Origin of the sequence: Bradyrhizobium sp. HKCCYLS2038, assembly GCF_051167655.1 — a bacterium.
In the GTDB taxonomy this organism is placed as follows: domain Bacteria; phylum Pseudomonadota; class Alphaproteobacteria; order Rhizobiales; family Xanthobacteraceae; genus Bradyrhizobium.
Genome location: NZ_JBNPTM010000009.1, coordinates 61040 through 73260 on the forward strand (window position 1 = coordinate 61040; position 12221 = coordinate 73260).

General features: G+C 65.2%; 8 protein-coding genes. 1 reads left to right on the forward strand and 7 read right to left on the reverse strand.

Translation table 11 applies throughout. The annotated features are described in order from the left end of the window. Positions 1-132: 132 nt before the first annotated feature. From dnaE to ACQR1I_RS30705, 4 genes are all read right to left on the reverse strand, one after another. The gene (dnaE, locus tag ACQR1I_RS30690; RefSeq protein WP_434870101.1) at positions 133-3663 is read right to left on the reverse strand and encodes a DNA polymerase III subunit alpha; all 3531 of its coding nucleotides are present in this window, start codon (positions 3661-3663) and stop codon (positions 133-135) included. Between the two features lie 494 nt (positions 3664-4157). After that, positions 4158-4871: an outer membrane protein gene (locus ACQR1I_RS30695; protein WP_434870100.1), complete on the reverse strand. Its 714-nt coding sequence runs from the start codon at positions 4869-4871 to the stop codon at positions 4158-4160. Between the two features lie 586 nt (positions 4872-5457). Further along, on the reverse strand, positions 5458-6228 hold the full coding sequence (locus tag ACQR1I_RS30700; RefSeq protein ID WP_434870099.1) for an outer membrane protein: 771 nt from the start codon (positions 6226-6228) through the stop codon (positions 5458-5460). A gap of 453 nt (positions 6229-6681) precedes the next feature. Continuing rightward, positions 6682-7482, reverse strand: coding sequence for a helix-turn-helix transcriptional regulator (locus ACQR1I_RS30705; RefSeq protein ID WP_434870098.1), 801 nt, complete (start codon positions 7480-7482; stop codon positions 6682-6684). A gap of 114 nt (positions 7483-7596) precedes the next feature. Here ACQR1I_RS30705 and ACQR1I_RS30710 point away from each other — a divergent pair, with 114 nt between their 5' ends. After that, the gene (locus ACQR1I_RS30710; protein ID WP_434870097.1) at positions 7597-8676 is read left to right on the forward strand and encodes an alcohol dehydrogenase catalytic domain-containing protein; all 1080 of its coding nucleotides are present in this window, start codon (positions 7597-7599) and stop codon (positions 8674-8676) included. Between the two features lie 12 nt (positions 8677-8688). Here ACQR1I_RS30710 and ACQR1I_RS30715 read toward each other — a convergent pair whose 3' ends face one another. The 3 genes from ACQR1I_RS30715 to proS all read right to left on the reverse strand — a co-directional run bounded on the left by ACQR1I_RS30715 (position 8689) and on the right by proS (position 12104). Beyond that, positions 8689-9390, reverse strand: coding sequence for an ABC transporter ATP-binding protein (locus tag ACQR1I_RS30715; protein WP_434870096.1), 702 nt, complete (start codon positions 9388-9390; stop codon positions 8689-8691). 7 nt (positions 9391-9397) lie between these two features. Next, on the reverse strand, positions 9398-10666 hold the full coding sequence (locus ACQR1I_RS30720; protein WP_434870095.1) for a lipoprotein-releasing ABC transporter permease subunit: 1269 nt from the start codon (positions 10664-10666) through the stop codon (positions 9398-9400). A 106-nt stretch (positions 10667-10772) separates the two neighbouring features. Beyond that, positions 10773-12104 carry a proline--tRNA ligase gene (gene proS, locus ACQR1I_RS30725; RefSeq protein WP_434870094.1) on the reverse strand — a complete coding sequence of 444 codons (1332 nt, stop codon included), beginning with the start codon at positions 12102-12104 and terminating at the stop codon, positions 10773-10775. Positions 12105-12221: the final 117 nt, after the last annotated feature.

The window sequence follows — 12221 nt, forward strand, 5'->3', positions numbered from 1 at the left end:
AGCATGGCTGAACCGCGGTTGAACGGAGGCGTGTCAGGACAGGCCGCGCAAAGCTTTTTCGTTCCGCATCATCGGTTCGGACCGTCAGAGAAGCGCGATCGAGGCTGCACCGACGGGCACGACCGCTGACGGTCAGAGTTGCTGCACGTCGACCACGCCGGTCACCGCCTTGATGGCGCCTGCAATTTGTGGCGAAACCTTGAAGCGGCCCGGCAGCTTCATCTCCACCTCGGTCTCCAGGTCGAGCATCATCACCAGCGAGACCTCGCCCTCGCCCGCCGTAGCGCGGGGCGCCAGCGGCGGTGCAGCAGCGCCCTTGGCAAGACCTCCATTGCCGTTCGCCCCGGAAGCTTCCGGCCCCTGCAGGCGCTTGACGATGGAATCGAGCGGCTTGGTGTCACGCAGGAAGATGCGCAGGCCGCGCTGCGTTTTGGCGGCGGCATCGTCGAGCGGCTCGGCATGCAGCACGCGCGCCCGCACGTCCTCGCCCTGCAGCTCGGCACCGAGCTGCAACAGCACGGCCGCGCCCGGCTCGAGCACGTCGCGATATTGCGCGAGCCCTTCCGAGAACAGCACGGCTTCGAAATGACCGGTCGGGTCCGACAGGCCCATGATGCCCATCTTGTTGCCGGTCTTGGTGCGGCGCTCCATGCGCGACACCACGGTCGCGGCGACCTTGCCGGCGGTGGCGCCGGTCTTCACCGCGCGCGAGAACTCGGCCCAGCTCTGCACCCGCAACCGCTTCAACGCGGCGGCGTAGTCGTCGAGCGGATGGCCCGACAGGAAGAAGCCGATCGCGTCGTATTCGCGCCTGAGACGCTCGGCCGGCAGCCAGTTCTCGATGTTCGGCAGGATGATCGCTGGTGCATCGGCGGCGTTACCGAACATGTCGTTCTGTCCGGAGGTCGCAGCCTCGTTGGCGCGCTGGCAGGCGGCGACGATCGCGTCGGCTCCGGCGAACACGCGGGCGCGGTTCTTGTCGAGACAGTCGAAGGCGCCAGCCGCGGCCAGCGTCTCGATGATGCGCTTGTTGATCGCGCGTGGACTGACGCGGCTGGCAAAGTCGGCGAGCGAGGTGAACGGGCCACCCTTGCTGCGAGCCTCGACGATCATCTCGATCGCCTGCGGGCCGACCCCCTTCAGCGCCGCCAGCGCATAGAAGATGGTGTTGCCGCTGACCTCGAAGGTCGGGCCTGACCGGTTGATCGACGGCGGCTCGACCTTGATGCCCAAGCGCTGCGCCTCGGCGCGGAATTCCGAGAGCTTGTCGGTGTTGTTGAGGTCGAGCGTCATCGACGCCGCGATGAACTCCACCGGGTAGTGCGCCTTCATGTAGGCGGTGTGGTAGGATACCAGCGCATAGGCGGCGGCGTGCGACTTGTTGAAGCCGTAGTCGGCAAACTTCGCGAGCAGATCGAAGATGGTGTCGGCCTGGTCCTTCGGCACGCCGTTCTTGACCGCGCCCTCGACGAAGCGGACGCGCTGCTTGTCCATCTCGGCGCGGATCTTCTTGCCCATGGCGCGGCGCAGCAGGTCGGCTTCGCCGAGCGAGTAGCCCGACATCTGCTGCGCGACCTGCATCACCTGCTCCTGGTAGATGATGACGCCGAACGTTTCCTTGAGGATCGGTTCCAGAATCGGGTGCAGATATTCCGGCTCCTCCTCGCCATGCTTGCGCGCGCAGTAGGTCGGGATGTTGGCCATCGGACCCGGGCGATACAGCGCGACCAGCGCGATGATGTCCTCGAACCGGTCGGGGCGCATGTCGATCAGCGCCCGCCGCATGCCCTGGCTTTCAACCTGGAACACGCCAACCACATCACCCCGCGCCAGCATCTGGTAGCTCGGCGCGTCGTCGATCGGCAAGGTCGCGAGATCGACATGGATGTCGCGCTGCTTCAACAGCTTCACCGCGACGTCGAGCACGGTCAGCGTCTTGAGGCCGAGGAAGTCGAACTTGACGAGTCCGGCCGGCTCGACCCACTTCATGTTGAACTGGGTGACCGGCATGTCCGATTTCGGATCGCGATACATCGGCACCAGCTCGCTGAGCGGCCGGTCGCCGATGACGATGCCCGCGGCGTGGGTCGAGGCGTGCCGCGTCAGGCCCTCGAGGCGCATCGCGATGTCGAAGGCGCGCGCCACCACCGGGTCCTCGTCGCGGAACGCCTGCAACTTCGGCTCGCCCTCGATCGCCGCGGCCAGCGTCACCGGCGCGGCCGGATTCTGCGGCACCAGCTTGGTGAGCTTGTCGACCTGGCCGTAGGGCATCTGCAGCACGCGGCCGACGTCGCGCAGCACGCCGCGCGCCTGCAAGGTGCCGAAGGTGATGATCTGCGCCACCTGGTCACGGCCGTAGCGCTGCTGCACATAGGAGATCACCTCGCCGCGGCGATCCTGGCAGAAGTCGATGTCGAAGTCCGGCATCGACACACGCTCGGGATTGAGGAAGCGCTCGAACAGCAGCGCGAACCGCATCGGGTCGAGGTCGGTGATGGTCAAGACCCAGGCGACAAGCGAGCCGGCGCCGGAGCCTCGGCCCGGTCCGACCGGGATGCCGTGCGCCTTGGCCCATTTGATGAAGTCCGACACGATCAGGAAGTAGCCCGCGTACTTCATGCGCATGATGACGTCGAGCTCGAAGGCGAGCCGCTTCTGATAGTCCTCTTCCGTCATGCCGGGCGCCATGCCGTGGACCTTGAGGCGCCGTGCGAGTCCCTCCTCCGCCTGCCGCTTCAGCTCGGCGGCCTCGGCGCTCGCCGCGTCCACGGTATCGCCGCTGCCCGCGCCGACTGTGAAGAACGGCAGGATCGGCTTGCGCGTGCGCGGCCGGTACGAGCAGCGCTCGGCGATCTCCACCGTCGACGCCAGCGCCTCCGGAATGTCGGCGAACAGCACCGCCATCTCCGCCCGCGTCTTGAAGCGATGCTCGGGCGTCAGCTGCACGCGCTCGGTGTCGGCGATCAGATGGCCGCCTGCGATGCACAGCAGCGCGTCATGCGCCTCGTAGTCGTCGGCGGTTGCGAAATAAGGCTCGTTGGTCGCGACCAGCGGCAGCCCCTTCTCGTAGGCGATGTCGATCAGCCCGCCCTCGACGCGGCGCTCGCGATCGATGCCGTGGCGCTGCAGCTCGATATAGAGACGGTCGCCGAACAGGCTCGCCAGCCGCTCGCAGCGCTGCGTTGCCAGCGCGGCCATGTCGTGTTGGAGCGCGAGCGAGATCGGCCCATCGGGGCCGCCCGTCAGCGCGATCACGCCGTCGACGCCTTCGGTGAGCCAGTCGAACTTGATGTGCGGCGCCTGATGCGTCGGCGTGTCCAGGAACGCGCGCGAGTTCAGCCGCATGAGGTGGCGGTAGCCCTCCTCGCGCGCAGCCAGCAGAACGATTCGCGACGGCTGCGCCACCGCTCCGGCGTTGCGGGCGTTGGGGTCCATATCGCCGAAATCGATCGCGAGCTCGCAGCCGACGATCGGCTGGATGCCGTAGCCGGCCATCTTGTCGGAGAATTCCAGCCCGCCGAACATGTTGTCGGTGTCGGTCAAGGCGAGCGCCGGCTGGCGGTCGGCCTTGGCGAGTTCGCCGAGCTTGCCGATCTTGATCGAGCCCTTCAGCAGCGAATAGGCGGAATGGACGTGGAGATGGACGAATCCGGCGCTGGACATGCTCGACTTGCGACTTCCCTGGGGGCGTTCCGAGATCACGGTGCGGTCCGGGAGCGCGCTTCGGTGTCATGAACCGCCGCCGTCAGGCGAGGTCATGAACCGATGCCAACCGATGTCACCGACCGACTCGCTACGCATGATATCGGACGCCCGCGAGCGAGTCCGGCGGTCCTGCGCGCTGTCCGGCTTTTCCCCAGCAGCGACGGCCGCAAAAACTACAGCTGCGGAATGATCTGGGCCCAGAGCGCAATCATCCCAACGAACAGCGTGATCGACGCCAGTGCGGCGGCTTCTTCGACGAAAACCTTCAGCATGGAGACCTCCCCGAGTCAGAACATATGAAGAACAATGTTCCTTTTCTGTTCTCAGGTCAAGCACTGAAGGGCATAGCGACCAACCCGTGCAGCACGTGGTTAATCGGCACGGGTCCACTCACGAAAAAGCCCCGGCGCGAACGCCGGGGCTGGTCGATTCCGCCGATCTCAAATGGCCAATCAGTACTTGGAGATGGTCGGGCCGCCGAAGCGATAGTTCAGGCGGGCCGTGAACAGGTCGACGTCCTGCTTGATGCTGTCGGGTCCGAACGCCCCGAAGCTCACGGTATGGCGATCCATGAATAGATGGTCGTACTCGACGCCGAGCGACCAGTTCGGAGCAAAGCCGTATTCGAGGCCGGCCCCAACCACGCCGCCCCAGCGCGTGTCTGTGTTCGAGGCGAGGAATGCCCCGCTCACCGCGTTGGTTATGGTGTACGTGTTGCTGGTCAAGGCCGCACCGCCCTTGGCGTAGAGCAGCACGTTATTCCAGGCGTAGCCGATCTGCCCGGTGAACAGACCGAACGCATCGGTCTTGGTGCGGTTGCGGGTTGCGAACACCGCGCTCAGATTGTCACCGGAGAAATCCGCCCAGTTGCCCTGCGCCTCGACGCCGAACACCACCGGACCGGTCTGCCAGCGATAGCCGACCTGGCCACCGACAGTGCCACCCGTCGAATCGTGCGAGCCCTCGCGGCCACCGCCGACCAGATCCCACGTGTTGTGGCTCCAACCGCCGCCACCGTTCACACCGATGTAGAAACCGCTCCAGTCATAGATCGCCGCCATCATCGCCGGCGGCGCCTTCGTGTAGGGACGCGCGGCGAGATCCGCAGCAAGCGCCGGCGAGGCCAGCACCACGAGCGCCGTCGTCGTCAACAGAAGTTTGTTCATCACAGGTCCAGTCTCGTCTCATTTGGCCCCCAGGCCAGCCGCACGTCTTACCGATCCGCGCCACAATTGCTGTAGCCGCGATGTCACAGCCGACGTTTGAAACGGCCCGGACATGACCCGAAATACTGTGCAATCACAGTGAGTTGATGGAACTTTTATATCTGCACAGGTAACGCGTCGGCGAACGGCTTCTACGCCATCGCCGTGACACGCCGCGGGTTCTAGCCATCGACAAATGTGGGAGGGAGAGCGGCGACGCTGCGACGAGTTCCCCCGGCTTGGCTACTAGACCTGCGACACTTGTGCGCCGTCCCCGGTCACGACCTCGCGATGCCGGTTTATGGCTTGGCAGAATTCATGCTTCGCCGGCGTGAGCGACGATTCGCACGCCACACCCTGTCCTGCTCCGAACGGCAATGCATCAAGCCGCGGTGAGCGCGGCTGCCCTCCGCCCGCGACCAATCCGCGCGTGTTCGAAGAGAGCTGAGAAGTGGTGACGGCGCGCGGCGCGTTGCCGACTTTCCAAACGACAACGGGCGTCCGCCGCTCGACGCGACGAACGCCCGTTCTCGGTAAGAACGAAGCCTTAGTGCATCATTCCGAAACCTGGGCCGAACTTGTAGTTCAGCTTCACGAGCCCGATATCGACATCCTGCTTGATGCGATGGGTCATCGCGGGCTGCCCCGCGGCTGCCACGAAGTTCAGATTTTTGGTGCCCAGGAAGATGTGGTCATATTCGACGCCCACCGACCAGTTCGGGGCGAAGCCATATTCGAGGCCGGCACCGACCGTTGCTCCCCATCGCGTCGTGTTGGCGCGGTCGAGCATGACGTTGGTTCCGGTCATGAACGTGTCGTAGCGGTCACTCACGACGGCCGCACCACCCTTGAAGTAGCCCAGGATGTTGTCGACGGAGTAACCGATCTGGCCCGTGAACAGGCCGAACGCGTTGGTTCGCGAGCGGTCGCTGACGTTGGGAAGAATCAGGTTGCGGTTGGTGCCCTGGAAATTGGCCCAGTCGCCCTGCGCTTCGGCACCGAACACCCAGTTCGCCATCTGGTAGCGATAGCCGACCTGGCCACCGACGGCCGCCCCGCCGCCGCCCGAACAGCCTTCGCGATTCGCGGCTGGATTGACCGCCACCCCGGCGTTCGCGACCAGATTCCAGCAGTCACGGCTGGAGCCGCCGCCGGCGTTGAAACCGACATAGAAGCCGCTCCAGTCATACACCGTCGCCATCACGGCGGGCGGCGCCTTGGTGTAGGCCCTCTTCATCGGAAGATCCGCTGCGAAAGCAGACGTCGCCACGGCCATCGCGCCGAGCCCCACCGTTGCGCCGAAAAGCGTTTTCATCATCGAACTCCGTAGCTTCTGTCCCAAGGTCCCCACACTCTCTGTTCCGTGCACAAGCATGCAACGCGACGAAGCGTTCATGCCTTTCGCAGCCGCTTCGCCGACATCAACCGATGTGCCAGATTAGAACCGCCGTTTCCGGCTTTTTGGGGGAGGTCAGCAAATACCTGTTTTGAAAGGCTTTGGTGGCAAACCGAACAAACAACTAACAAGATGTGTGGAGGAGTCGTGACCAGAATCCACGCTCCGCCACAATGCGACCGGCACAAAAGCCCGACGGAGAAACTCCCCGCAACGGAACCCGCCTCATCGCGTCTGAATCGTGAATTCTTCGGGGCTTCACGACAGAATTGCGAATGCTTGGCATCATCATACGCAAACCTGACGAATGTGTGATCGCGATTCGTGTACGCACGTCGAATACACGCAACCACACGCCGGCAGCGGCGCCAGCATTCACGTGTAGTAGATCGCAAGCTTCAGCGCAGGATCGTCGTTGGACTGGAACGTCGCGTAGCGGAGCCTCACGCGCCCCTTCTTCGGATGCTCGAGCAGCTTCTCTCCGGCCGCAAGCGGCGTGACGTCGTGAGCCGCCCACAGTTCGTCGAACTCGCGACTCCCGTGTCGCAGCCGCTCGATCAGATCCACGAAGGCAGGGTCGCCCGCGAACAGATCGTAGGTCGCCCGAAACTGCGCGACCATCCGCTGCGCCAGGTCTTTCCATTGCCCGCCAAACAGCCGGCGAACGCGCGGAATGCACAGCATGAGCAGCAGCGTATTGCGCTCCTCGTCGGCGAGTTGTGAGAACCCGAAGATCTCATCCGCCGCAGCGTTCCAGGCCAGGACGTCCCATCGTCGTCCGGAGATGTAAGCAGGCTGATTCAAGCTCTGCACCATCTCGCACAATCGGGCCGGGACCTGTTCGCGTACGAACGGCTTTCGCGCCGGCTCACGCGCCAGCGCCTTGAGGTGAGCATGCTCGGTCCGGTTCAGGCGCAGCGCGCGCGCCAGCGCATCGATCGTCGAGGATGACGGCTTCACGGCGCGGCCCTGCTCGAGCCGGATGTACCAATCGACGCCGATGCCGGCGAGCTCAGCGACTTCCTCCCGCCGCAGCCCCGCGGTGCGCCGCCGCCGCCCGGGCGCGAGCCCGACCGCCTGCGGCGTCAGCTTCGCACGCCGTGAGCGCAGGAAGTTGCCGAGCTCGGCATGTCTTCTATCACGATGTCTTGGATCACTATGTCTTGGATCACTCACGGCTCGCTCCAGACGCCAGGCTGGGCTCATCCAATCCCAGGATAATACCAGGCCTTCCTGCGCGCAGCATAGACCGGCAGATTTGGTCATGACACCAGCGAATGGAGAAGGACCATGAAGGCAGCCGTGCTGAAGCGCTTTGGATCGCCGCTTGCGATCGAGCCTGTCGACGAGCCCGTGCTCGGCACCGGGGAGGTCATCGTCGACATCGCCGCGGCCGGCGTGCTGAGCTACGCGAACGAGGTGTTCAGCGGCGAGCGCAAATATCTGCTCGAATTGCCGGTCATCCCCGGGACGGGCGGCATCGGGCGGGTCAGCGCGCTCGGCCCCGATGCGACGCATCTGGCGATCGGCGACTGGGTGTATTGCGATCCGACGGTGCGCTCACGTGACGATGCGCTCGCACCCGACATCACGCTGCAGGGGCTGAGCGCACGCGGCCCCGGCGGCTTGAAGCTGCAGCAGCATTTCCGGCACGGCGCGTTCGCGCAGCGCATGCGCATCCCGACGGAGAATGCCAAGCCGATCGGCGCCATTGCCCCTGATGATGCCGCGCAATGGTGCGCGCTCGGCACGCTGCTCGTGCCCTATGGCGGCCTTCTCGCCGCCAATCTGCAGGCCGGCGAGACGGTGCTGATCAGCGGCGCCACCGGCCGGTTCGGCAGCGCCGCCGTCGCGGTGGCCCTGGCGATGGGCGCAGCCGCCGTCGTGGCGCCCGGCCGCAACCAGGCCATGCTGGCTGAGCTCCAGCGCAGGTTCGGCCCTCGTGTCCACCCGGTCAGACTGTCGGGCAACGAGAGCGAGGACACCCTGCGCATGATGCGCGCTGCGCCCGGCCCGATCGACTGCGTGCTCGACATCATGCCGCCGTCGGTCGGCACCAGCGTGGTGCGCGCGGCCGTGATGACCGTGCGGCCCTATGGGCGCGTGGTGCTGATGGGCGGTGTCGGCATGCTCGGCGGCACCGGGCTCGACCTGCCCTATCCCTGGATCATGCGCAACTGCGTCACCATCCACGGCGTCTGGATGTATCCGCCGAGCGCGGCGGTCCGGATGGTCGGGCTGATCAGGGCCGGACTGCTCGATCTCACGCAGTTCAAGCCGACCTGCTTCGAGCTCGATCGCGCCAACGACGCCGTCGCCCATGCGGCCGCGCATCGCCAGCCGTTCGAGATGACCGTGATCACGCCCTGACCTTGCGGCGACTCAATCCAGCTCGACGACCTTGCCGCCGACGATGGAGACGCGCCGGTCCATGCGGCCGGCCAGCTCCATGTTGTGGGTCGCGATCAGCATCGCGACCCGCGTGGCCTTCACGAGCTGCATCAGGGCGTGAAAGACGTGATCGGCGGTGGCGGGATCGAGATTGCCGGTCGGCTCGTCCGCCAGCAGCGCCCGCGGCGCGTTGGCCACTGCGCGCGCGATCGCGACCCGCTGCTGCTCGCCGCCGGAAAGCTCGGCCGGCCGGTGCTTGATGCGTTCGCTCAGGCCGAGATAGGCGAGGATCTCGGTCGCCCGCTTTACCGTCTCGGACCGCTTCAGGCCACGAATCATCTGCGGCAGCATCACGTTCTCGAGCGCCGTGAATTCCGGCAGCAGCCGATGCGACTGGTAGACGAAGCCGATGTCGGTGCGGCGCATCTGGGTGCGCTCGATGTCGGTCAGCTGCGACGTCGGCACGCCGCCGACATAGACCTCGCCCTCATCGGGACTCTCCAACAGGCCCGCGATGTGCAGCAGCGTCGACTTGCCCGAGCCCGACGGCGCCACCAGCGCCACCGACTGCCCGGCCCACAGCGCCAGCTTGGCGCCGTCCAGGATCGTCAGCGGCTTTTCGCCCTGCATGTACTGGCGCTTCACCTCGTGAAGATAAACGACCGGTACATCCTCCGCCCCCTGCTCGTCCATCAGCGCCTCACTCGTAGCGTAACGCTTCGACCGGATCTAACCGGGCGGCGCGCCACGATGGGTAGAGGGTAGCCAGAAACGACAGCGTCAGCGCCATGATCACGACGGCGCTGGTCTCACCGGGATCGATCTCGGCCGGCAGCTTCGACAGGAAATACAGCGTCGGATCGAACAGGTCCGTATTGGTCAGCCACGAGAGAAACAGCCGGATGGTCTCGATGTTCAGGCAGATCAGCAATCCCACGATGAATCCGGTGAGCGTGCCGACCACGCCGATCGAGGCGCCGGTGATCAGGAAGATCCGCATGACGGCGCCCTGCGAGGCGCCCATCGTCCGGAGCACGGCGATGTCCTGGCCCTTGTCCTTCACCAGCATGATCAGGCCCGAGACGATGTTCAGGGCAGCGACGAGCACGATCAGGGTCAGAATCAGGAACATCACGTTGCGCTCGACCTGCAGCGCGTTGAAGAAGGTCGAATTGCGCTGGCGCCAGTCGACCAGAAAGATGGGCCGGCCGGCCGCCTCCGTCACCAACTTGCGGAATTGCTCGACCTTGTCGGGATTGCTGGTGAAGATCTCGATCGCGGTGACGTCGTTGTTGCGGTTGAAGTAGGCCTGGGCCTCCGCGAGCGGCATGAAGACGAAACTGGAATCGTATTCCGACATGCCGATCTCGAACACCGCCGCGACCTTGTAGGGCTTGATCCGCGGCGTGGTGCCCATCGGCGTCACAGCGCCCTTCGGGGCGACCAGCGTGATGCTGTCGCCGGCGTGCAGCGACAGCTGGTCCGCGAGGCGGCGGCCGATCGCGACGCCCTGGCCGTCATCGAAGCCTTCGAGCGTGCCCTGCTTGATATTCTTGGCGATCGACGTCAGGTTGACGAGATCCTGCGAGCGGATGCCGCGGATGAAGACGCCAGAGGCGTTGAACGGCGACGAGCCCAGTCCCTGGCCGTCGACCACGGGCGCGGCGAGCCGGATGCCCTGCACCTGCGCGATCCGATCCGAGACGTCCTTCCAGTCCGTCAGCGGCGATTCCAGCGGCTGCACCAGGAGATGGCCGTTGAGACCCAGGATCTTGTCGAGCAGCTCCTTGCGGAAGCCGTTCATGACGGCCATCACGATGATCAGGGTCGCGACACCCAGCATGATGCCGAGGAACGAGAACCCCGCGATGACCGAGATGAACCCTTCGCGGCGCCTCGCGCGCAGATAACGCCCCGAGAGCATCCACTCGAACGGGGCGAAAGGCGCAGTCTGCACGGGGTCGGTCATGGCGTCATCCATCGCGCGATCATCCCATGATTCGGGCCGAATGTGGCCGGATTGGCCTTGAGCGGGCTGGCTGCCACGGTGGATAATCCGCTGATCGAACGTCCGCTCAGCCCGAAACAGTTCCGCCGAGCCGCGCCACGACGTCGGCGGGCGACATCATCTGCCGCGCGCCGTCGCTGCGTGTCTTCACCTCGACCTTGCCTTCGGCAAGGCTCTTGGGGCCGACCATGATCTGCCAGGGAATGCCGATCAGGTCGGCGGTGGCAAATTTGCCGCCGGCACGCTGCTCGGTGTCGTCGTAGAGCACGTCGACGCCCTTGGCGAGGAGATCGCGATAGAGCTGCTCACAGGCGGCGTCGGTGTCCGCCCCGCCCTGCTTCAGGTTGAGGATGACGGCGCGGAACGGCGCGACCTCCTCCGGCCATTTGATGCCGGCGTCGTCGTGGCAGGCCTCGATGATGGCGCCCGCGAGGCGCGAGACGCCGACGCCGTAGGAGCCGCCATGGACGGTGACTTCGGCGCCGTCGGGCCCGGCGACCAGCGCCTTCATCGGCTCGGAATATTTGGTGCCGAAGTAGAAGATCTGGCCGACCTCGATGCCGCGGGTGTGGACGCGCCGCTCCGCCGGCACCTCGGCCTCGAAGCGGGCGCCGTCATGGACGTCCTCGGTCGCGGCGTAGAGCGAGGTCCATTCCTTGATGATCGGCGTCAGGTCGCCGTCATAGTCGACCGAAGCCGGCGGGATCGGCAGGTCGAGCACGTTGCGGTCGCAATACACGCCGGACTCGCCGGTTTCGGCGAGCACGATGAACTCGTGGCTGAGATCGCCGCCGATCGGGCCGGTCTCAGCGCGCATCGGGATGCCCTTCAGGCCCATCCGCGCAAAGGTCCGCAAATAGGCGACGAACATCTTGTTGTAGGCGCGCCGCGCGCCGGCCTCGTCGAGATCAAACGAATAGGCGTCCTTCATCAGGAATTCGCGGCCGCGCATCACGCCGAAACGCGGACGCTGCTCGTCGCGGAATTTCCATTGGATATGATAGAGATTGAGCGGCAGGTTACGGTAGGACTTCACATAGGCGCGGAAGATCTCCGTGATCATTTCCTCGTTGGTCGGTCCATACAGCAACTCGCGCTTGTGGCGATCGGCGATGCGCAGCATCTCCGGACCATAGGCGTCGTAGCGGCCGCTCTCGCGCCAGAGGTCGGCGAGCTGCAGGGTCGGCATCAACAGCTCAAGCGCGCCGGCCCGGTTCTGCTCCTCGCGGACGATCTGCTCGATCTTCTTCAGCACCTTGAAGCCCAGCGGCAGCCAGGCATAGATCCCGGCGGCCTCCTGCCGCAGCATGCCGGCGCGCAGCATCAGGCGGTGCGAGACGATCTCGGCTTCCTTCGGGTTTTCTTTCAGGATCGGCAGGAAAAACCGCGACAGACGCATGGGGCGAGGCCTTCGGGATTCGGTTTGGGCTGGCGCAGTCAAACCGGATCGAGCGGCAAAACACAAGACTGGGATTGAGAAAAAGCGGCTAAGCCGCCGGATTCCCAATCATTTTAC

Bases quoted from the DNA above. Each gene is read 5' to 3' on its own strand.
- dnaE (WP_434870101.1), bottom strand. From the start codon at position 3,663: ATGTCCAGCGCCGGATTCGTCCATCTCCACGTCCATTCCGCCTATTCG.
- ACQR1I_RS30700 (WP_434870099.1), bottom strand. From the start codon at position 6,228: ATGATGAAAACGCTTTTCGGCGCAACGGTGGGGCTCGGCGCGATGGCC.
- ACQR1I_RS30710 (WP_434870097.1), top strand. From the start codon at position 7,597: ATGAAGGCAGCCGTGCTGAAGCGCTTTGGATCGCCGCTTGCGATCGAG.
- ACQR1I_RS30720 (WP_434870095.1), bottom strand. From the start codon at position 10,666: ATGACCGACCCCGTGCAGACTGCGCCTTTCGCCCCGTTCGAGTGGATG.
- ACQR1I_RS30715 (WP_434870096.1), bottom strand. From the start codon at position 9,390: ATGGACGAGCAGGGGGCGGAGGATGTACCGGTCGTTTATCTTCACGAG.
- ACQR1I_RS30695 (WP_434870100.1), bottom strand. From the start codon at position 4,871: ATGAACAAACTTCTGTTGACGACGACGGCGCTCGTGGTGCTGGCCTCG.
- proS (WP_434870094.1), bottom strand. From the start codon at position 12,104: ATGCGTCTGTCGCGGTTTTTCCTGCCGATCCTGAAAGAAAACCCGAAG.